This is a genomic window from Anatilimnocola aggregata (assembly GCF_007747655.1).
Lineage (GTDB): Bacteria > Planctomycetota > Planctomycetia > Pirellulales > Pirellulaceae > Anatilimnocola > Anatilimnocola aggregata.
Genome location: NZ_CP036274.1, coordinates 8092727 through 8115427 on the forward strand (window position 1 = coordinate 8092727; position 22701 = coordinate 8115427).

A 22701-nucleotide genomic window follows, 5' to 3' on the forward strand; every position below is an offset into this window, starting at 1 on the left:
GCCACTCACTATCTCTCCCCTGAGTACCGAGGAGAGGGAGTGAGGAGGTTGATCGTTAACTAATAGTTGAATCGGCACTCGCTGCTGGTCAGCAGAGCCCAAACGATTTGTTTCACGGCATCGTCGCGGCGATCGGCCCGCGCTTGGAGGTAGCTTTCGAGCGCCTGCACTTCTTCGGCGGTCGGTTCGCGGCCAAAGATGTTCCAGACAGCGGTGGTGGCCACTTCGCGGTCATCGGTCAACTTGGTTAGCTTGCCGAGCAGATTGCCACCATCAACACGGAGCAATTCGGTGCTCGTTCGTTCGGCATTGCTCAGTGAGAGTGCTTCGTCAACGCTGACTTGAAAGTCTTCGCCTGGGAGTTCGAACTTATCGCCGAAACTGCGGCCCGCGTTTTCGAGTTGCTGAGCCTTGGTATCGAGCGCGCTGCCAGCCAGATCGGCTCCGTATTGATCGGGATTCACGAGAGCCACTTTGAGTGCGGTTCCGTATTGCCAGGGTGTGAGCGGGCGGACGATGCCGACGGCGAACAGTTCATCGCTGGGCCTTTTGTCGGTCGATTTCCACTGGCTGCTGCGGGCGTAGGCGTCGCTGAGAACGATGCCGCGCGTAAGCCGCGCCAGATCGTAATTGTGTGCTTGCAGGTCGCGAGCCAGCCAGTCGAGCAATTCCGGATGGCTGGGCAAGTTGGCCGAGTGCATTTGATCGACGGGCATTACCAGCCCGCGGCCGAGCAGGCGATTCCAGACGTGATTCACGATCGCTCGTGAGAAGAACGAGTTGGCTTCCGGAGCCAGGGCAATCTCGACGAGCTTCGCGCGGCGGCTGTACTCCGGCGCAGGAGGAGCCTTCTTGTCCTTCTTCAGTTTTTCGAGCAGTTCTTTCTCAGCCTTCTTTTCTTTGTCATCGGGCTCTTTGTTTTCGGGCTCGTCGAAGACCTGGCTAGTCAGAAACATCAACTTGGCTTTGCGCGATTCGCCAGCGGTCGTTTTGAACTCGACCATGCCGTACGGCTTTTCGCCGACGTAGTCGCCGTTTTCGAACGAACGGGCGAAGAACGACTTCATGCCGAAGTAGTGATCCTGCTTCCAATCGTCGACCAGCGGATGATCGTGACACTGGGCACAGCTGACATTCACGCCGAACAGCAGCGAACTCGCTTCAGCGGTCAGTTTGTCCTGGTCCTTCATCCGCGACTTGACGAAAGCAATGGCACCCTTTTGTTCAGGATCGTTCTCTTGCCCCAGCAGCAACTCGCGGAAGATGCGATCCCAACTGCGGTTTTCTTTGAAGGCTTCGGTCAGGTAATTGCGTAGTGAGGCATTGGTGCCGCGCATTAGCAGGGCATCGAACGTGGCACCTTGTTGACGGGCAAAGGCGGGAGCAGCGAGCAGACGCTCGACCATCTCGCGTCGCTTGGCGGCATCGCTGGCTTGTTGATAGGCCTTCACTTCGGCCGCAGTCGGCGGGCGGCCATGCAGATCGAGCATCGTCCGCCGCAGCAGGTTGGCATCATCGGCCAAGGGGGCGGGCTGCACACCTAGCAACTTTTGCTTCGCGCCAACGTAATGGTCGACCGCTTCTTCGATCGACTTGTCGGCAGAGAGTAATTCGTCTCCGCGCGCAAGCGTGGCGAAAGACAAACAGAGCAGACTAAAGGTCAGGAGCCATCGAGGCATCAGCGAGCCTCCTGGTTGCGTGCTTCGTCAGGTTCGACGTGGCCGCAAAATCAGGCAAAACGGAAGGTGGGGACAGAACGGCGGGAGGTCTGTTTATTGTCAGCCAGTTTGCGGATCAATGCAAGCTGATTTGTGTGAATGCAACCGGCGCGGAAACTGACGAGGATTGGCTCCTTCTCAAGTTCAAACCGGCCAGACCAAAGACGACAGCCGTGGCGTTGGCATGCTGAATGGGAAGCTGGGCAAGGTTCGAAAAGGCATACGCGCCGTGACCAGACGTGTCACGACCGGAAAGTCTAATGGCGGCTGAACGATCCCTGACAATCTGGCAGTAAGTGCGTGCAAATTACGCGGCATTTCACGATCAGTTTGGCATTATGTCACGATTATTTTCATTCTAACAAAGGAGCAGACTATTCCCTAGGCACAAGCCCGCGCAAGAGGCGAGATGTCCCCAGACGGCCTGAGCGAAACGGAAAATTGCCTCGCCATTCCGGAAATGGATTTTGGAAACTTTTGATGCTTAGTAAGGACTTGCGACTTGCTCGCGAAGCATAAGCCGTTCGTGCTGAAGCCATTGCGAGGCGAGGAGCAAATGCGCAGAAACTTCGAATTATGGAAATTTTCAAATGGCAATTGTCGACTGATAGGCGGCTGGCGAGCAGTGAGGCGGAAAGCGACAAGGGCGGACGAATTGCCGCTGGCACGAGAGAAGCAGGACGGCAGCGACTACTGTGCTGGGGGTGCAGAAGGAGCTGGAGAAGCCTGAGATGTCACTTCGGCAAAGCGTTCGGGGTAGTGGGCATGGTTGGTCCCCATCAGGCGGTCCCAGAAGTTGAAGTAGAGGCCAAAGTTGGCGCGGTTGGTTTCGTGATGCTGAGCGTGATGGGTGGTGGTGTTGAAGAGGCAACCGAGCGGGGAACGAACGAACCAGCGGGGGTAGAGTTCGTAGCCGCAGTGGCCGAGGACATTGAAGCCGATCTGCCAGATCATGAACGAGGAAAAGGCGAGCGGGTGAATAGGAACCGTGAAGATGACCAGCGGAGCGATGCCGGCCTGCACGAAGGCTTCCCACGGACTGAAGGAATAGGCGGCCCACGGTGACGGGTTGGTCGAGTAGTGGTGAGTGCCGTGCATCAGGCGAAAGAGACGCGGGTGATGCATCAGCCGATGGGTCCAATAGAAGTAGGTATCGTGAATGACAATCGTGAGAGCGAAGCTGGCAAAGAACCAGGGCCAGCCGAACCTCTCGATGCGAAAGTACATGGGCGTCCAGCCCGAGATGACGGCGAACGTGATTCCGCCACCAACGAGGCCATAGATGGCCAGACTGCGGAGCGAACATAGGAGTTCCCAGCCAATTTGAGCGGCGGGAGTCGGCTTGGTGCTGATCTTCCGCCCGGCCAGCCAGCGAGCCAGCATCAAATGCAACGTCACCCAAGCAAAGCCCGCCAGGCCCGCGTACCAAAAGGCCCGCTCCAGCGAAGCGGCTGGGATGGCCATCAGTGCGATCCAGATGCGTTCGGACATGGAGGAATGGGGCTTGGGTGCTAGGGAAATGCGAAAGGAGTAGAGGAATGTTTTTAAGGTAATGGTTGCGATTGCACGTAGCTACTCCAGTGATGCGAGGGACACGGAAGTAGTGAAGAAAGACTGAGGTTGCTAGCAGGCGATGGTTGCCTGAGCACATTCACGCTCGGTCGCTGCCACCAAGTTCGCTCTTGGCGACGAACGGTTGCAACTCGGTCCCCGGCGCGAGCCAGAGGAGGAGCGGTGTCGTCATCAGCGTGGTGAGTAGCGCAACAAGAACCAGGATACAGAAGATACTCTCGGGAATGACGCCCAATTCGCGTCCGACATTGATAACCATCAGGCCCATCAGGCCGCGGGTGTTCATGAGCGCGCCGATGCAAGCTGCTTCGCGCAGCTTGAAACCGCCGAGCCACGCGGCGAACGTGCAGCCGCCCCACTTACCGCTGATGGCGGCGGTCATGACTGCGGCCAGAATCAGCCAGTGGGTGACTGTTTCGAGCGAGCCGATGTTGGTGTGGAGGCCGGTATAGGTGAAGAAAATTGGAAGGAAGAAAACCGAGAGAAAGTCCCGCAGTTCGCGGCCCAGCGCTTTGCGGAGAGGTTCTTCATCCGAGAGAGCGGCACCTAGCAGGAAGGCTCCGAAGATCGCGAAGATGCCAATCAGACTGGTCGCGATTCCGCAGGCGAAGAGCGCAACAAGCACAAGCGCCAGACCGCCGGGTGTGAGGTCGCTTTGGTCTTCGCCCACATAGCAGCGGCGGAGGAGCCACTTCATGACAGGGCGAATGATGAAGGTCACGATGGCGAGAAACGCGACGGTAAGTAAGGTCATTTGCAACAGTCGCCAGGCGTTGAACTGCGCCTGCACAATGCTGGAGACTGCGGCGAGCAAGATCCAACCAATGACGTCGTCGACGGCGGCAGCGGTCATGGTGACCGCACCGATGCGAGTGCGGACGATGTTAAGTTCGAGCAGAATCCGGGCGAGGACTGGGATCGCCGTGATCGACATCGAGACGCCCATAAACAACAGAAACCCAGCGAACGAAACCGGGTGGCCACCGTCTTGGTATACGTAGGGGTAGATGAGGGGTGCGAGACCCGCCCCCAAGGCGAATGGCAAGATGACACCCGTCAGCGAAGTTGCGATCGCTGCGGAACCGTGCCAACGAAGGTGACCGAAATCAAATTCCAAGCCGACCAGAAATAACAGGAGGATCAGCCCGAGTTGACTGAGGATTTGCATGACACTGGCGGTTTCCGGCGCGAAAATCCAGCCAGTCACTGTGGGGAACAGCCAACCGAATAGCGAGGGGCCGAGTAAAAGACCAGCGGCAATTTCGCCAACGACCGCTGGCTGCCGACACCACTTGGCGACCCGCGCTCCAACCTGCGAAGCCGCAATGATGACAGCCAGTTGCAGCAGCACTCGGAGCAAGAGTGTTTCGGTTTTGGCATCGCCAGCAGCGAGAATTGGGAGGCAAATCATGCTCCCAATCATCCTCAGTGGCAAACCGATGTCAAGACAACTATTGTTTGAACGTTTAATTTCCTGGTTTGTTCGCCCATTCGGCCGAATTGTCGCCCTCTTTACCCGACTTCGTGCCCCCGGTCTGACCTTTCTCTCAAGCTTCCCCCATTTCTCCGTAACGCTGGCATGGCCCCGAGTCATATCACAACGGCTGTAACGATGTTGCGCCCTGGGAAAGCAGAAACAGTTAGCGATGCTTGACGGCCCCCTTGCCGGCAAATAACGTAGCGTGATGCACCCTTGCCGCTCGTTAGACAGCTGGACGCCCAATCCCGCCTGACGATTATCCCGCCTGCCGATGCGTCCGCTCAGACCCTTTTTCCAGTGGGGAAGTTGCCCATGCCGCGCCCTGTCGTCGCTTGGTTGTTCATCGTGTGCCTTAGTGGTTCGCTGATTGCCGTCGCTCAAGAGAACCCTGCAGCTGCTCCTGCCGAGGGAGATGCGGCTGTCCGCGGCTCCATCGTCGAAGACCGCTTGGCAAAGAAACTGATCGAAGCGGGCGATGCTCGTGTCGATGCCGACGAAGGGTCGAAGGCGATTGAGATTTGGAAGTCGGTTATCGAGCGCTATCCACGCAGTAAGTTCCGCTTCGACGCACATCTGCGTTTGGGTAACTACTTCCTCGATAAGGAACGTGCCTACGAACGGGCCCGACCTCACTTCGAAGCAGCAGGCACCGAAGATAACCGCAGCGAAGAGCAGCGAGCCGAAGCGACACTAAAGCTTGGCGTTTGCTACTATCACAATCGCAACTACGGCAAGAGCTTTCAGATCATGCGTGATGTGATCGAGCGATTCCCCGTCAGTCCGCAGGTGAACGAAGCTTACTACTACATCGGCCTGGGCCACTTTCAATTGGGCCACTACAGCCGCGCCATTCAAGCGCTCGAAAAAGTCGGTACCACCCTCAGTGGCGAAGCCGGTCAATCGTCCAAGCTTGAAGCGGGCAAGCGGTTCTTCTTGAAAATCGAAGATGCCGATCTCGCGGTGCTCGAGCCGAACCAAACGATCAAGGTGCGGGCCAAAACTACCAGTGGCGACGAAGAAGACATCGAGTGCTTCCCAGTCGGTCGCAACGTTCGCCTGGTGCTGGGCAGCATTCCTTCGCGCTTGGGCAAACCGCGCAAGCAGAACGGCATGCTCGATGTCCGCGGTGGCGATAAAGTGCAAGTCACCTATACCGACGAACACACTGCCGATAAGAAACTGAAAGTGCCAATCGACCGCGAGGTGCTGATTGTCGGCACGGCGAATGTGGCGGTTACTGATGGTGCCTTTGCCGAAACCGTGAATGGTGTCGTGCTCGGCAAGACGGTGAATGTGCGCATCAACGATGGCGATCGCGATGCTTCGGATGGTGCCGACACGATTAAGGCGGTCGTCGAAGTTTATCGTCAGAAGTCGGAACAAGAAGTCGAAGCTGAGATTGCCGCTCTCAAGGGGAAGCCTGCGGTTCCCGCAGCTGGTGACGAAGAGAGTACTGAACTCGAAATCGAACGCTTTAAACTGGTCGACAAACTCGAACTCACACTGACCGAAGCCAAGCCGAACATAAGCGCAGCTTCTCGCGAAGCACCGACCCGCTCGGGCGAGCAACCGGTGGATCCGGCCAAGCCGGCAACCACACCTGCCCCTGGTGAAGCTTCTGAAGGTGCAGCACCTGCCGAAACCGCTGCTCCTGTCACGACGACCGCCAGCACCGAAGAGCCAATCGACGATGGCTCGCTCCATTCGGGCTTGTTCCAAGCCACGGTGGTGCTGGTGAAGTCGGAAGAAGTGGTTGCTGACGATCAAATCCTGCAAGCGTTGCCGGGCGATCAAGTGCGGGTGACTTATTTAGACGAAGTCCACTTCAAAGACGGTGTCCGCGATGTGCAAGCTCGCGTGGCCTGCCTCGAAGGAAACATTGGCGGCGTCCGCGTGACGAAAGCCGAGATCACCGATCAGCAACTCCGCGTTCAAACGCAACTCAAGACAGCTGACGCGCTGACGCAGATTGGCAATCGCTATAAGGAATTCGGCCTGAAGGACAAGGCTGTTGAAAAGTACGATCAGGCCCTGGATGTCTGCGACGAGATTGCCGACGAAGCTCGCAAGATCGGCGGCTCGCTGCTGGAACAGACCTATGTGCAACTGTGGAACATCTACTTCGCCATGGACAAACTCGACCTGGCCGCCGCGATGTGCTCGCGGTTGCAGAATGAGTTCCCCGCCAGCGGCTTTGTCGATGACGCCATGTTGCAACTTGGTGATGTCGCTCGCAAAGGTGGCGACTTGCAACGAGCAATCGGCATTTACTCGCGTTTGGCTGGCATGAAGACCAGCCAACTACGTGGTGAAGCTCAGTTTGGCATTGCCGAATGTTACGAGACAATGGCCAACAAAGCTCCGAATCCTGCCTCTGCTTCGCAAATGCAAGATCGCGCTTTTCAGGAATTCAAGAAGGTCTACGATCAGTACCCCGAAAGTGGTCGCGTGGGTGAAGCGGTCGCTAAGATGGCGAATTATTACTACACGCAAAAGGACTATGCTCGCGCTGTTGACACGTTCGAGACCGTTCTTAACAACCATCCCGATGCGAAGTTTCTCGACGTGATCCTGTTCAACTATGGACGCTGCTTGTATCGCATGGAACGCAAGGGTGATGCTCGCCGCCGTTTCGATCAACTCATCAGTGAGTTCCCCGAAAGTCCCCTGGCCACTGATGCCAAGAAGATCTCGGAAGCGCTGGCGAAAGCCGGCTTCTAATCGCTTAATCTCGCAACCATTGTCCACCAGCTAATTTCAACCTGTCAGGAATACCGTATGCGTCGCCATCTCGCCTCCGCAGTGATTGCTGCCTTTGCTTGGACGCTGCCAATCGCCAGCACTTGGGCGCAGGCGCCTGCCGCTCCCATGCCACCCGTTGCCAATCAAGAGGCAGCGAACGACGAGGTCAGCAAGCAGGCCTCGGCGCTGGAAGCGGAGCTTGGCAAGTACAAAGACAATTCGCCCGAAGCGGCCGAGGCGATGTTCAAGCTCGTCGAGCTATACCATCGCGAGGGGCGATTGTTCGGGCTCGTTCGCGTTGGTCAGCAATTTGTTTCGGCTCATGCCGGCGACGCCCGCCATCAAGCCGTGATGCTCAAGCTGCTCGACGGCCTGGAAGCCCTCTCACGCAATAAGGAAATGGGGGCGGCCTGCCGCCAGTTTGTCGCTCGCTATCCCACCTCGCCAGAAGTGGCCAATGTCGAAGTTCGCCTGGCGAATGCATTGAGCCAACTCGAAGATCGCAAAGCCACTGCTGAGGCCAGCCGTGCGGTTTGGCAACGCCAAGGCGGCAGTGAAGTCGGTCGCAGTCACGGCGTTCGAGCGGTGCAACTGTTTAGTGGTTTGAACGCGGAAGGTATTACCGCCTCGGCAGTGCTGGCCGAAGAAATGCTCGACAAGTTGCCCCCCGGCGAGTTTGCTCGTCAATTGGGGGTGCACTCGTTTCACGAGTACCGCCGTTTAGGGCAATGGGCCAAGGCGTCGGTTGTCGGCAATAAATTGCTGCAAAAGAACCTCGCTGGCGACAACGAAGGAAAGCGCCAGATTCATCTTTGGCTGGCCGAAAATCACGGTAATTTGGGGCAGCATGCCAATGCGGCCGAGAGCTTTCGGCAGGCCCGTTCGCTCCGTGACGACCAGTTTTCGCACTTTCAACTGGTCTACCGCATGTTTCACGCCGGGGCCAAGCCCGACCAGTTGCAACCATTGGTCGATCAGTACGTGCAAAAGTTTCCCCAGCGGCCAGATCGCTTTCAGCTGCAGTCTTATCTAGCCGCGTCGTCGATCGCAGCCGGTGATAAACCACGCGGCGTTGCGATTCTCGCTACGCTGTTGCCCGTCGAACCTGCGTTCAACGGCAATGCTTCGTTGTTTGTTCGCGAAAATGGTAACGAGCCAGCGCAGCTGGCCGACAGCGAACAGAAGTTGAAGGCGGCTCTTGGGCAAGCAGCTAAAGATCCGGCGTATTTGCGTTACGTTTTGGCATTCGACTTGTACCGCGATCGTTTGAAGGACGTGGCTAAGGCTAAGCAAACGGCTCGCGAGCTAATTTCGCAATCGCCGACTGATGACGGCCATACGGCGGGCCCCATTGAATGGCTCCTGAGCAATGCCGCTGATGAGAACGAATTCAAGAGCGACCTGGCTCTTATCATGCAGGCTCGGCAGCAATATCCGCAGCTCGGCAACATCCGCGAGTGGGTGCGCAACTGGATCCAAGCTGTTCGCCAGAACAAGGATCTCAAGGAGCGGGCCGCCTTCGCTACTGAAGAGCAAAAGAAGACCGATGCCATTCCACTCGTCGCGCTGTGGATTGAACAGCGGTCGGCCAATTCCAATCAGGTTGAAGCGCTACGAAACAACCTTTTAAAGCCAGAATACTTTAGCAAGGTGAATGACCGTGCCGCCCGAGCGGCCTTGCAGCTTCAGGCTGACTATTACCGCCACAATGCGGCCGCCAATAAGCGCGGCGAGCAAGTGCGAGTCTACGCTCAATTCGCCCAGAAATTCCCAACCGATCAGCAGGTTGCCTATTACTGGCTGGAAACTGCCACCGATTACGGCAAACCCGAGGATGCCAAGGCCGCGGCCCAAAACTGGCTGAAGTTTCAGCCCCAATCGTCGAATGGCGATATTTGGCGGCGCATAATGATCGCAGCTGACAAGAACAACGATCCCGAGATGGCCAAGCAGGCTTTCGCGTGGATTCAAAACTGTGAGAAACAACACGGTCACGATCCGCAATACTCGTCGGGCATAGGCGATATCCTGCTCAAACACAAAATGGAGGCGGAAGCCGTTGCGTGGTGGACGTTTTACTCCACCTACAATCGCCAACATAGCGAAGCCCGCGAGTGTGCCCTGCGTCTGCTTGGTAGGCTGAAGGAGCCTGCCCAGCGTGCACCATTGCTCGCCGACCTGGTAAATGCCGATACCGACTTCTTCGGTCGCTTTGCCCTGATGCAAGCCGCGGACGCGCTGGCCACCAACGATTTGGCCAGCTTCGAGAAGATTCTGAAGTCAACTCGGGCCCGCCAGGCGGAGCGTCCGCTCCGTGGTGCCGATCTCGATATGTGGACCGTCAATGGCTGGGTTGATGGTATTCGCCAGAACGCGATGATGGCCGAGCCAGACAAGGCTCGCGTGCTCACCGCCATCCGCGATTTGCAAGTGCAGCCAGCTGCCGCTGGTGCCACGCTGGCTCTGCTGGATTCCCAACCTGCGGCTGCAGGTCAAAAGATTCAGCGCCTGCTCGAATTGCAAAAATTGACTCGCATCGTTGGTAACGATTGGTGGGACTTCGATCGCATTACGCCGTTCGTCCAGTCCGCCGTCGGTCGTAAAGACTTCCTGTCAGCTGCCACCTTGGCAACTGGCATGTTGGCAAACATTCCGAATGTCGATGAACCACGGAAGAAAGCCGTTCGCGATCTGGCAACTCAATCACTCGCTCGCATGGGAGCAGTGGGACTCACCATTGATGACTCCAGCCCGCTGGCGCCGCTGTTGCAGGCCGCGCTCTACTTCCGCTTGGGTGATGAGCGCTTGGCTTTTGACGCCTACCTCGCAAACAAGGCGCTCTTCGACGCCAATCGAAATCAGCTTCCTCCTGACTTGCTCATGTTCGTCTGCGATCGCCTGATCGCCGGTGGTGGTGACGCGAATCACGACAAGGTCGAAGAGATTCTCCGCGGCTGGCTCATCGCCTTCAGCGAATCGATGCAGGTCGAAGACACCGTCAAGGCACGGATGCAATTGCTGCTCGCCCGCAACTTCTACAAAGCTCAACGCTTCGATATCGCCCGCAGCGAGTTCACGACCGTCGTGAATCGTTACGCCAAGACCCCGCAGGCCATCGAAGGTGAATTCGGCATTGGTGAGACGTATCTCTCGCAAAAGGTGTACGATCAGGCGGAAGCCGTCTTCGAAAAGCTTGCTCGCAGCACCGAAATCGATGTCGTCGTGCGTGCCGAGTTCCTCCGCGGTGTGCTCGCCTTCCGGCGTGGTGACCGTGACGAAGCTCGTGATATTTTCCGCGCGGTGCTCGAACGGGTGCCAAATGTCGAGTTGGCCAACCAGGCTCTCTACAACCTGGCCGAAGTCTACGGTGCCGAAGAACGCTATATCGATCAGCTGAACCTGCTGCGCACGGTTGGTCGCTTGGGTCGCGCCAGCAAGCGGCGTCACGTTCCCGGCATGGCCCTGTCGATCGTGGTACACGATAGCGACTTGGGCATCAGCCGCGGTCACAATCGCATTCCGGTGCGCGTAACCACGGAGCCAGGTGGCGATAGCGAAATGGTCTATCTCACCGGTTCGGGCGCAGGCAAGGGTCTGTTCCGGGTCGATTTAGAAACTCGCCTCGGTCAGGCCACTAAGGATGACCGTGTGTTGCAATTGACCGGCAACGACACCATCAAGTGCGACTATCCCGAAGAGTTCAAGAGCGAGTTCAAGAACGTTCCATTGTCGGACGTGGAGATTCGCGTTGCTTCGGATGCTAAGTTCGAAATGGCGAGCAATCCCATCGTCGACAAGCAAACGGAATCGTTCAGCGAAGCTCTCGCTCGCGAAGCTGCGGAAGAAGATGGCGACCAGCGCCGTTCGCAGGTTCGCCCCGCCACGCAGATCAAGCCGGGCAATCCGGTTTATCTGCGCGTGAAAGATGGCGATCGAGACTTGACCAACGATGCCGACGAAATCGTGGTGAAACTCGCCGCAGACAGTGGCGATCAAGTTCAAGTCAAGCTCAAGGAAACTGGTCCTCATACAGGCATTTTCGAAGCCAGCGCGACAACGGGCGAACTCCCCGCCGGTGCGTTGGCGACCGATACCGCCATCGATCACAGCCCACTCATGGCCATCGATCGCGATCCCAAGACCACCTGGATGAGCCAACCCGACGGCGGAACTCCCAAGTCGCTTACGATCGATATGAAGGATCTGAAAAAGACTGCCCGCGTTCGCGTGGGTGTCGCCGATCCGACGAAGCATGCTCCAGTGCGAGCTGATTTGTATGGCAGTCAAGACGGCGAATTCTGGTTCCGCATTGCCAGCCAACCTGAGAAAGCAACGCTCCCTTCGGCGGGCGAAGCTGGACGAATGAAGCAGAAGGTCTACAACGGCGAATTTACGAACTACACAACTTGGGACCAGATCGCCGCGCTGTGGAAGAACAGCAAAGCCATCGAAGAAGCGGATGCTGAAACACTTCGCTGGGTGCGCCCGGTCGAGCAAGAAGATTCGACCAAGCGTTATGCAGTGATGTGGCACGGCAAGCTCGTGCAGCCCCGTTCTGGTGCCGTCCGAATTCAAGTGCTTGGCAATCGCACGGCGCTGGCCGTGAATGGCCGCGAAGAACTGCCCATCGGTGGTAGTGGACGGAGTTCCGATCTTTGGCTGAATGCCGGCGTTCACGATGTAACTATCTTCGCCGCTTCCGCTACTGGTCAAACACCAGTCGAAGCACTGATTGCTCGTTCGGATTTAGACAGCAGCAAAATCACACTGATTCCTTTCCGCGCCAGCGATTTCGACCTGGAGAGTCCAGTTGCGAAGAAGGCTCTTGCCGAGGCTGCTGCTGCGTTGCCGAACGAAGGCAACATTCCGCTGCTGCTTGAAACCGTCAAGCTGACGAAGAAGACCGAGAAGTTCGGCGTGACGAAAGAAACCAGCAATGTGGATCACATTGGCTTCTGGCAGTCGCCCGAAGATATCGCCGCTTGGGAAGTCGAAATCCCCGCTGCCGGCATTTACGAAGTCTGGACCCAGCATGCTCATGCTGGCCCCGGTGGCAGCTACAAGATCGAAGTCGACGGCCACTCGGCCACCGTGCAAGTTCCCGATACTGGTGCCTGGACCACCTACCGCGCTGAACGCGTCGCTCGCGTGCAGTTCACCAAGGCTGGCAAGCAAACAGTTACCCTCAAGCCTGTCGAGATCAAGGGTGACGGCTTGGTCGATATCAAGGCGCTCGCCCTTCGCCCTGCCAAGGGTGCCAGTTTGATTACGGTTGGCAACGACTGGGAATTCCACTTCCCCGAACAAGGCCTGCGCTACGTTCGTTTCACTTGCAACGAATATCTGGGCGAAGCCCTTGAAGTCGGCAACATCGAGATCGCAGCTGCCGATCCCGCTGTTGTGCACATTCCCACCAAGGAAGACGTGTTGGCACTGGCGGGCAATAACTCGCTTGAGATTGCTGCTGGTGATAACGTCGTCGGCACCTATACCGACGAGCAGACACTCAATGAGAACGGCGGCAGCCAGTTGCTGACAAGCAAGTTGCAAGCCACCTATTTCAACGCTTCGATCCATGCGATCGCCTATGATTTCGAACGTCAGAACAACGGCAACGTCGCCAACATCCGCAAGGAACTGAAGCGCATCGATCCGGGTGAACGAATTGTGGTCGAAGTTACCGACTACGATCAGGACAGCTCCAATCAGCGTGATCAGGTCAAACTGCAGGTCATTGTGAACGATGGCGAGCCACTCGAACTGGTTGCTGTCGAAACCGAAGAGAATACCGGCATTTTCACCAAGGAAGTCGATACCGTTGCTCCGGGCGCTGACCCGAAAGCTGCGGCTGGCAAGTTGGCCGTGAAGATGGGAGATCGCGTTTACATTCGCTATCTCGATACCCACAACACTTTCCCTGGTCATAGCGTGCCACGCGAAGCGGTCGTCTATGTGACTGAACCATCGCTGGCCAAGATTCGAGTGCTTGAAACGCGCGTCGTGCCGCCACCGAAGGGCTCGACTGCCCCTCTAGGAACGGTGGTACTGCCGCCTAAGGAAGGCAAGGAAGTCAGTGGCGTCGCATTCGAAGCCCCGCTGACGGTTGAAGTCATCGATCCCGATGCTGCCAAAGACAGCCGCAGCAGTGTGGTCGTCAAACTCGTCACCAGCGATGGTGCAACGGCTGAAGTTCTCTGCTTGATTTCGAACCAACTCTCCAACGTACCCACGACCGTCGACGGCGAATGGGCCTTGGAAGAAGGTCGCTTTGTCGGCCAAGTGATCCTGCAACTGGGCGGCAAGAACAGCGCTGCCGAAGTCGCTTTGACCACTGCCATGCCCCGCAACCTGATCGGCAAAGTCAAGCTGAGCGAAGAAGCAACGGAAGAAACCGCTGGCGCAAACCTGGTTACGCACGTGCTGAACCTCACGGGCAAAGACCTGGTAACTGCCTCGTATACGGATGCTCGCCGTCCGGATCGCCCAGCCCAAACTCTGTCGGCCCAAGGTCGCTTGATCTCGAATGGCGTTCTGGTTTGCACCGATCGCGACTACGAGAAGGAGCTTGAACATCTGCACGTCGGCGAAAAACTGTTCCTCAAAGTTGTCGATCCCGATCTCGACGCCTCCGATGCGCGCGATGTTGCAGAAGTTGTCATCACAACCGAACTGGGCGAAAAGGAAACGGTTCGCCTGGAAGAAACGCTCGCGCATAGTGGTGTCTTCACTGGCTCTCTGCAATTGAAGGCCGTCGATACTCCCAAGGTCGACAATCTCGATCCGGCCGATCCGGTGATTGAGACTTACTTTGGCGACAAGGTCACCGTTCGCTATAAGGATCTTGCGGCCAGCACCGAATCGGGTGAATTGGAATTGCAGATCGAAGTTCCGGTGGTCGTTGGTACCGATGGCCTGGTGGCTGCGTTCAGCAAGACGTTCAACGACGAAACCCTGGCTGTTGAAACCAAGTTCCGCGTTGCTGAGAGCTACTTCGAACTCTTCAAGAGCCACAAGACGCTCGGCCGCGACGACGAGAAGAAACTCGACCTGGAATCGGGCCGACGCATCCTGCGTGAAGTGATGGAAGACTATCCCGATCCGAAGTACGCTCCGCGCGTGGCTTATCTGCTCGGTCAGTTTGCGCAGGAACTCGGTCAGTGGGACGAAGCCATTCGTTCCTACGACATGATCTTGCGTCAATTCCCCGATCATACGCTCGCACCTGACGCCCAGTACAAGCTGGCTCAGACCTACGAAGAAGCTGGCGATTTCGATCAGGCCCTCGAAGCTTACGTAACGCTGGCCGCTACGCACCCCAAGAGCCCGCTGATTCCGAACGTGATGATTCGCATCTCGGACTACTTCTACAAGACCGAGAAGTTCGATATTTCAGCTCAGGTCGGCGAGAAGTTCCTCGAACGATTCAATGCTCATCAACACGCGCCGCGAATGGCGTTCCGCGTGGGGCAGTGCTATTACAAGTCGAAGAAGTACCTGGTTGCCGGTAAGAGCTTCGATGCCTTTGCCAAGTTGTTCCCCGATGACGCATTGTGTGCCGATTCGCTCTTCTGGGCTGGTGAAAGTTTCCGCATGGGTGGCAGCAATCGCGAAGCGTTCATTCGCTACAACAACTGCCGCTGGAAGCATCAGGAAAGCGAAGCAGCCAAATACGCTCGTGGCCGCCTGGCTCTGCCTGAAATGCTCAACCAGTTCGAAGCCGAAGCTAACAGCGTGGACGAATAAGTTGGAGTTCCGGCTTTAGCCGGTTCCTCCGAACATCATTGAGATCTGCCGGCTGAAGCCGGGACTCCAACAATAAAGTAGTTTGCTCATGACGCTCGCGAGTTTGCTGTTGACCTTGGCCTTGGCTGGCCAGGTCGACGATATCCTGAACGATGAAGCTAGTGCCCAGAAGAACAAGGGTGCGAAGCCTGCTGCGACGGCTCCGGCCACTCCAGCACCAGTCGCCCCGAAGGTGAACGACCCCGCGCTAGCGACAGAGCCGACGGCCGATGCCGCGGCAGCAGCCAAAGCGCCGGGTGGCAAAGGGGACGACAAGAAAGCCGAAGGCAAAGCGGGCGATGCTGAACCGGAGGAGGGAAGCAAAGGGGAGGGGGACGACAAAGAGAAGAGCGACGAACCGACTGGCACAGCCAAGCTGTTTAACGATCTGACCAAGACCGGTGCCCTGGGTTACATGATCGAGGGCGGCATTTTCATGTGGCCGATTCTCTTTCTGGGCATTCTGGCCTTCGGTGTGATCATCGAGCGCTATCGCGCCCTGCTGATGCTCAACACCAAAGACGAAGCACTTCGTTCGCAAGTGCTCAAGCTGATGCAATCCGACAAAATTGAAGATGCCTTGGAATTGGTCGAACGTCACAAGGGCCCCGTCCCTGCGATTCTCGGAGCTGGTTTGCGTAAGTATCTGATCGCGCGCCGCCTGGGATATGATCCCGCCAAAATCGAAGAGCAAGTCACCAAGGGCATGGATGAGTACTCGGTGCACATCGTTGCGGCAATGGAAAAGCACTTGCCCATTCTGGCTACGGTCGCTTCAGCAGCTCCGATGTTGGGGTTCCTGGGAACAGTTTCCGGCATGGTCTCGTCCTTCGCCGAAATTGTTGCCACCATGGGCGAAAAGAACATCGTAGAAGCTGCTGCCGGCGGCATCATGGTCTCTCTGCTAACGACGGTGCTCGGGCTAATCGTTGGTATTCCGGCCTTCGTCGCGTTCAACTATTTCACCAGCACGATCAACGGCTTTGTGCTCGATGTGCAGGAATCAGCCGCGGAACTGATTGAAGCGGTCACGTTCCAATTGGCGCTCGCGGGACGAGAATCAGACGTTGCCGAGTTACCGCCAGTTACTACGCATCGCTGAGCACTTTGAGCATCAGCCCCTCACCCCAACCCTCTCCCCGGAGTACCGAGGCGAGGGAGTTTGCCGAACAAGCTTCTTACTTCTGCCTTCACACTTTTAACTTCTGACTTCGTATGCGTCGCAACGGGATGAATAAACTGCTTGTTGAACCGGCCGCTGTCGCCACTGGCGATATCGCGTTCAACCTGATTGTGTTTTTTCTCGTCTGCGCGTCGACGCAGCCCGACCGTGGTCGCAAGCAAGATATCCCGTCGAGTCAGCAGACGAAGACCGAACAGAAACAAGAGAACACCGAAATTCTGGTCACCAAAAGCGGCATCGTGCTGAATGGTGCAGCAGTTCGCCAGGCAGAGCTGCCAGGCAGGTTAGCCACACACTTCAAAGGCAAGCCTCGACCGGAAGATCGCGTGGTAGTTATCAAGACTCGTCCTGATACCCCTTACGAAAACTGGATCTCGGTCACGTCGCTGGTGCAAGATGCGGGCGGCAGTATCACAATCCAGCGCGAAGAAGAACGAACCGTCACCGTCGGTAATTAACAAAACAATGGCCGGGTTAGTACCCGCCTCAACCCTTCACCGCAACCCTCCCTCCGGAGTACCGAGGAGAGGGAGTTTGTTCAAATGAAAATTGCCCGTCGAACCATGAAAGCGGATGTGCCGTCTACGGCGATGGGGGACATTGCGTTCAATCTGCTGATTTTCTTTGTGATTCTGGCTCGCGCACAGGACGACAGTCATATTCAATGGAAGCCAGCACAGGTCGCCAACTTGGAGAACAACAAGGGTGGCCGCGTGACCGTGGTCATCGATGTCGACGGCAAGATCTTTTTGAACGGCCAGCAGAGGAGTGAATCGGAACTGAGTGGGGCCATTGGTGAAGAACTTGGCGATGCGCCCGCTGGTGAACGAACCGTCATGCTGAAGGTCGATAAAGACGTGACCGCGCCGCGGTTTGAACCAGTCATTGAAGCCATCAGCCAGGCTGGCGGCGAACTAATTCATATTCTCGAACAAGATCAATCGGCTCAGCAGCCTGTGGCTTCGCCCGCAAGCTCGCCCAGCCCCTAGCAATCGATTGAAAAGGTGACGTATGGAAAGCAATCAACCACGCACTTCGGCCGGCTTCGGTCCGCTGAAGGATTTGCATAACCTGAAGAACAACGGCTCCGCGTCGCTGGCGGAGCTGAAAGAGTTTCTCGGCAAGTTGCAGGGACGCAGCCCGCAGGAAGTGGTCGGACTCGTCTCGACTAGCCTGCTTGTGCAAAGCATGGTCATCTCGGTGATCGGCACGATTGCCCTGCTCGCGGTGTTCACCATCGGGCCCTACATGATTTACGGCGCACCAGAGGCGAAAAAGACAGCCGCGGCTCCCCCAGTTGCCGCCGCACCAGCGGCCGCGCCTGCCGCTGAGACCGCGAAAACCGACGCCCCAGTTGACGACAAAACTCGCGCCATGAAGGCTCTGGGCATCGACGAGACCAAAGAGTCGGACCCCAACGCCAATCCGCTGGAAAACAAGCTCGATAACCTGCTCGACAATGTGAAATAACGTGTTTGCCCAATTCCATCGCAGTTTGAACACCCTGCAAAAGATCACGCTCTACTACAGTCCGCTGTGGTTGGCGGGACTTTGGTTGTGGCAGGCTGCGCCGAGTTCGGAATGGGTATTCCCAGTTGTGGGGTTGCTGCTGTTGCCCGCGATCTTGCTCAGCGGGATCTGGTTGCGCAAGGTCCGTGAGAAAAGCACGTCGCAGCTGACTTGGAGTCGCGTCGTTACCGCGGCCTATATCGCCTGCTGGCCGGCCGTGCATTTTCTGAGCGATGCCCTCGGCCTGAACGGCCTTAGCGACACAATTCGCAGCTTCGCGCCCTGGGGTCTCTTTAGCATCGGCCTCGCCTGGGCCATTTGGTATCTGGAAGTAAGTTCGCGGCGGATCGAACTCGGCCGCATTGAAGAGCACCTCAAGCAGGGTGATTTCATCCATGCTGCGACCGATGAAGATGCGCTCGCACCTCCACCCGGCAAGCGCAGCTGGAATCCATTCGATCCGCATGCCTGGTACTACGGCCGCAAGAATCGCAAGCTCAAACAGTCGACGTTCGTTACCATCGCTTACAGCGCTGGCTTCTGGATCGGCTGGGCCTTGTTGCTACTCGGCCTGCAGTTTGGTGGCTGTCAAGAGTCGGCGGACATGCCACCGGGTGGTGGCCAGTACAAACAGGTCGCGCAGCAGGTCAAAATCCAAAAGGTCATCCGTAAGAAATTCGTCATCAACCCGTTCAGTGCTATCAAGTTCGATGTTCCGCCAATCGACGACGTCAAACTACAGCTGCAAGAAGTCACCGAACATGCCTACACGGTTGGCTACGGTGAAGGAACCGGCGCGGGCTTCGGCGGGGGCAAGAAGGGTGGCAAGATTCGCTTCATCCGCCTGCAGTACGACGGTGGCGACTGGGACCAGGAGTTCGGCATCGGTGGCGATGAGAACATGCTCCTGCAGTTCGATTTTCTGACGAACAAGCAGCACAAAATTGCCGAGAATACCGAGTTCCGTAGCATTCAGCAACTATCGAATTTTGCTCCCGAAGCGACACCGCCGTTCCTCTATATGACCGGCCAAGGAAACATCAGCCTGTCGAACAAGGATGTCCGTGTGCTCCGCGAATATTTGATCGACCGTCACGGGATGATTTTCGCCGACAACGGCGGCAGCAAGCATTTTCACAATCAATTCATCGCCGCCATGAATCGTGTACTGCCCGAGATTCGCCCGGTGCCAGTACCGCTCGATGACACGATCCACCGCATTCCGTATCCGCTACCGTTCCTGCCTTATGTCGCGCCTCACGGTGGCAAACAGGCTTTGGGTTGGTCACTCGATGGTCGATGGCTGGTCTATTACCATCCTGGTGATATCGGCGATGCCTGGGCCGATGGTCACTCAGGCGTAAAGCCCGAAGTTTATGAGGCCTGCTACCAACTCGGCGCGAATGTCATGACGTATGCGTACGTCGAACGATCCAAATGGCTGATGGGCAAGCAGCAAAAGGGGAAATGAGCATGACGATGGAATGTTTCGCTGGATCGTACTTGTACCGATCGCTTAAGAGCCTGCTACTTGCGGCGCTCCTTACTCTTGGCCTGCTTGCTCCTGCGGGTCAGGCCGATGAGCTGAACGAACTCTCGCTCGATGGCTGGAAGCAACTGAAAGAAGTTGAACGTTATCAGCTGCAGATTGCCGAAAAGTATGCCCGCGAAGCAAACTGGAAGATCGCCGCAGCCGAGTACGAAAAGTTCATGGAACTGTACGAATCGAGCAGCGGGGCGCCTTATGCGCAACTGAAGTGGAGCATCTGCCAGGTGCAGTTGCGCAAGCAAAACACGGCCATCAAAGAAGGCTTTCAGTCGGTGATCGACTATTGGCCCGATTCACCACAGGCCACGGCAGCTGCCTTTTATATCGGCCGCACCTACAAGGAAATTGGTCGCATCAAAGAAGCGAAGAAGGCCTTGCGCGATGTCGTCGCCAAGTATCCTGGGCATCTCGTTTCGATTTATTCCATGAACGACCTGATCGATATCTCGACGATCGAGAACGACATGCCGGCGCGAGTTGAATTCTGGAAAAAGCTGGCCTTCGATACCAAACGAAATCGCGACTCCAACCAAAGCTGCATCAACGCCTCCGTGAACTTGGCGGCCTATCATTTTCGCGAAGGTGCCTTCGACGACGGTGTCAAGTCACTCGAAACAACCTACAAGCCCCCGCAACTGGCCCATCGCGTTCATGAATACGTTCGCCAGCCGCTGGCCGAATTGATGAGCCAGTCAGAGACGGTTGCCAAGGGTGGCAAGCTGGCCGATCAGGCAATGAGTTGGCTGAAGACACAATCCCCAACCGATCTGGCCACGCCAGAAGCCAAGGCTGAGGCCAAACGCAACGGTCTCAACTTGCTCGATCTGCTCGCCATCGCCAAGCGCGACGATCAGGTTCCCGCTGCTTACGAACAGCTGCTAAAGACACTGGGGGGCACCGACGATGAACTCTTGGGTCGCCTCGCTGGGTTCTATAAGTCGCGCACCAAATGGGATGACGCGCGGACGACGTATCGCCGCTATGCGAACAAGGTCGAAGGACTCAACCAGGTTGCTTCCAGCTATCGCGAACAAAACAATCTGCCGCTCGCCATCGAAACCTACGTGCAAGCGGTTGCCCTGGCCGAGGTGGATAGTCGCGGCAAGTTGCAGTCCGATTTGGCTCGCACTTATCGCGATGCTAAGAAGGTTCCCGAAGCGGTCGCCGTGTACGAGGATTTGTATAAGTCCGACACGACAAACTCGAATCGCTGGCGCTACGCGATTGGCGAAACCTATCGCGAAGCAGGGCAGTTGAAAGAAGCGATTGGGCACTATCGTCAGTGCGATAACTTCCCCGAACAGTACAAGATGATGGCCTGGTGCCATCGCCATCTGAAGCAATACAACGAAGCCATTGTTCTCTATACACAGGTGGCCAGCGATCAGGCTTCGGCCCCTTGGGCGATGCTGCAAATCGGTTACACGCGGGAAGAAGCGGGCCAATCGGAACAAGCAATTCAAATGTTCCAGCAAGTCTGCAAGAAGTTCCCTAGCGACGGAAACGCGAGCGTTGCCCACACTCACCTGAACAACAAGTACAAGATCTTTCTGACCCTCGGCGGCGTGAAGGATGAATAAGCAATGGCGCAGGCTGAGTCGAGGCCTGTTGCTAGTTCAATCCGCGCTCGTTCTAGGCCTCGCCAGCGGCGGTTGCAGTTCGACACCGCCGCGGGTTGCGGCACCGGGGCTGCATCCGGCAAAAATCGCGGCTGCCGCAATGGAAGAGTACGACGCGAACAAAGATGGCGCGCTCGCTGGAGAGGAGCTGACATCCGCTGCTGCAATCAATAGCGCCCTCTCGTTCTACGACACCAGCGGCGATGGCAAAGTCGACTCAGCCGAGATCCAAAACAGGATTCAATCGATCGCGGTGACGAAGGTCGGGCTCATGCCCTTCTATTGCCGTGCCTCTCTCAACGGCCAGCCACTCGCGGGGGCGACCGTCACCTTGCGCCCCGAGCCCTTTCTGCAAGATTCGTTGCTCGTTGCCAGCGGGATGACAGACGACAAGGGGCGCTCGCAGCCGGCCATTGCCGACGATCTGCTGCCGGCCGCCGACCGCGGTTTGCAGGCGGTGCAGCCAGGACTCTACCGGGTCGAAATCACTCACCCGACCATTTCCCTCCCCGTTAGATACAACACGAACACAACGCTGGGGAGAGAAATTTCGGGTGACAGTCTGGTCGGCGTCGATGTACACTTTGCACTGCAAAACAACTAGGTTTTCCCGCCAGGTGCATTGATGTCCCTCCCCGTTCGTGGCGTGCGTCGGGCGCGCGTGCAGTTCGGCTTTACGCTCGTCGAACTGCTGGTCGTGATTGCGATTATCGGCGTGTTAGTCGCCCTGCTGTTGCCCGCGGTCCAAAGCGCGCGCGAAGCGGCGCGACGAACCCAGTGCGCAAATCATCTCAAACAATGGGGACTCGGCGCTCAGTTGCATGTCGACCAGGTCAATGTCTTTCCGCATGGCGGCTGGGGATTTCGCAATCTCGGCGTCCCCGCGCAGGGGCTTGGTCCGCAACAACCTGCGGGGTGGATCTACAGCACTCTGCCATTCGTCGAACAGAAGAATCTATTCGACCACAAGGATCCACTCTTCGTCGTGCAAAGTACGTTCAGCATTCTCACCTGCCCCAGTCGCCGACCGGCCAGGGCTTATCCCGCTGGACCGGCCATTTACGCTCCCTATTTAGCGGCGTCAGCTACCAAGGTGGCGCGCAGCGACTACGCGATGAACGCCGGCACTATTGTGCTTGATGATGGTGGCCCGAACTCGCTAGTGCAGCCTGCCGCCAAAGAAACGGACGGAGTCGCAGGCCGCGCCATTTGCTACGCCATGCGCGAAGTGACTGACGGCCTGTCGAACACTTACCTGTTCGGCGAAAAGTACATGAACCCCGATCACTACACCACCGGCGGCGATAGTGGCGACAACGAGAACGCCTACAGCGGCAGCGATCGAGATACCGTCCGCAATCACAATCCGCCCTGCCAAGATCGCAAAGGCTACGACAACAGCTATGCCTTTGGCAGCGCCCATCCGGGCGGCTTCTTAATGGCCTTTTGCGACGGCAGCGTGCGCCTTATTCCCTTTAACATCAGCGCCACTGCACATCAGCAAACGCTCCTGCGGGGCGATGGAAACACGCCGCAGTAGCGCTCTG

General features: G+C 57.1%; 13 protein-coding genes. 10 read left to right on the forward strand and 3 right to left on the reverse strand.

What is annotated here, in order from left to right:
• Positions 1-59 precede the first annotated feature (59 nt).
• From ETAA8_RS30835 to ETAA8_RS30845, 3 genes are all read right to left on the reverse strand, one after another.
• Positions 60-1679, reverse strand: a complete 1620-nt coding sequence (locus ETAA8_RS30835; RefSeq protein WP_145098178.1) for a DUF1549 domain-containing protein — start codon at positions 1677-1679, stop codon at positions 60-62.
• Between the two features lie 729 nt (positions 1680-2408).
• The gene (locus ETAA8_RS30840; RefSeq protein WP_145098182.1) at positions 2409-3209 is read right to left on the reverse strand and encodes a sterol desaturase family protein; all 801 of its coding nucleotides are present in this window, start codon (positions 3207-3209) and stop codon (positions 2409-2411) included.
• 160 nt (positions 3210-3369) lie between these two features.
• Positions 3370-4701, reverse strand: coding sequence for a cation:proton antiporter domain-containing protein (locus ETAA8_RS30845; RefSeq protein ID WP_202921368.1), 1332 nt, complete (start codon positions 4699-4701; stop codon positions 3370-3372).
• Positions 4702-5082: 381 nt separating this feature from the next.
• Here ETAA8_RS30845 and ETAA8_RS30850 point away from each other — a divergent pair, with 381 nt between their 5' ends.
• The 10 genes from ETAA8_RS30850 (at position 5083) to ETAA8_RS30895 (ending at position 22694) form a co-directional block, all read left to right on the forward strand.
• The gene (locus ETAA8_RS30850) at positions 5083-7491 is read left to right on the forward strand and encodes a tetratricopeptide repeat protein (RefSeq protein WP_145098188.1); all 2409 of its coding nucleotides are present in this window, start codon (positions 5083-5085) and stop codon (positions 7489-7491) included.
• 57 nt (positions 7492-7548) lie between these two features.
• Positions 7549-15255, forward strand: coding sequence for a tetratricopeptide repeat protein (locus ETAA8_RS30855; protein ID WP_145098191.1), 7707 nt, complete (start codon positions 7549-7551; stop codon positions 15253-15255).
• A gap of 88 nt (positions 15256-15343) precedes the next feature.
• Positions 15344-16396 (forward strand): MotA/TolQ/ExbB proton channel family protein, encoded by a 1053-nt coding sequence (locus ETAA8_RS30860; RefSeq protein WP_202921369.1) that lies wholly within the window; start codon positions 15344-15346, stop codon positions 16394-16396.
• A gap of 128 nt (positions 16397-16524) precedes the next feature.
• Positions 16525-16935: an ExbD/TolR family protein gene (locus ETAA8_RS30865; RefSeq protein WP_238397621.1), complete on the forward strand. Its 411-nt coding sequence runs from the start codon at positions 16525-16527 to the stop codon at positions 16933-16935.
• 84 nt (positions 16936-17019) lie between these two features.
• Entirely contained in the window at positions 17020-17466 is a 447-nt protein-coding gene (locus ETAA8_RS30870; RefSeq protein WP_145098198.1) for an ExbD/TolR family protein, read from the forward strand.
• A gap of 22 nt (positions 17467-17488) precedes the next feature.
• Positions 17489-17947, forward strand: coding sequence for a hypothetical protein (locus ETAA8_RS30875; RefSeq protein ID WP_145098201.1), 459 nt, complete (start codon positions 17489-17491; stop codon positions 17945-17947).
• Position 17948: 1 nt separating this feature from the next.
• Positions 17949-19457: a DUF4159 domain-containing protein gene (locus ETAA8_RS30880; RefSeq protein WP_145098203.1), complete on the forward strand. Its 1509-nt coding sequence runs from the start codon at positions 17949-17951 to the stop codon at positions 19455-19457.
• A 2-nt stretch (positions 19458-19459) separates the two neighbouring features.
• Positions 19460-21115, forward strand: coding sequence for a tetratricopeptide repeat protein (locus ETAA8_RS30885; protein WP_202921370.1), 1656 nt, complete (start codon positions 19460-19462; stop codon positions 21113-21115).
• A complete protein-coding gene (locus tag ETAA8_RS30890; RefSeq protein WP_145098209.1) occupies positions 21108-21758 on the forward strand; it encodes an EF-hand domain-containing protein in 651 nt (216 codons plus the stop codon). The genes ETAA8_RS30885 and ETAA8_RS30890 overlap by 8 nt, the downstream gene beginning before the upstream one ends.
• A 21-nt stretch (positions 21759-21779) precedes the next feature.
• The gene (locus ETAA8_RS30895; protein WP_145101129.1) at positions 21780-22694 is read left to right on the forward strand and encodes a DUF1559 family PulG-like putative transporter; all 915 of its coding nucleotides are present in this window, start codon (positions 21780-21782) and stop codon (positions 22692-22694) included.
• Positions 22695-22701 lie beyond the last annotated feature (7 nt).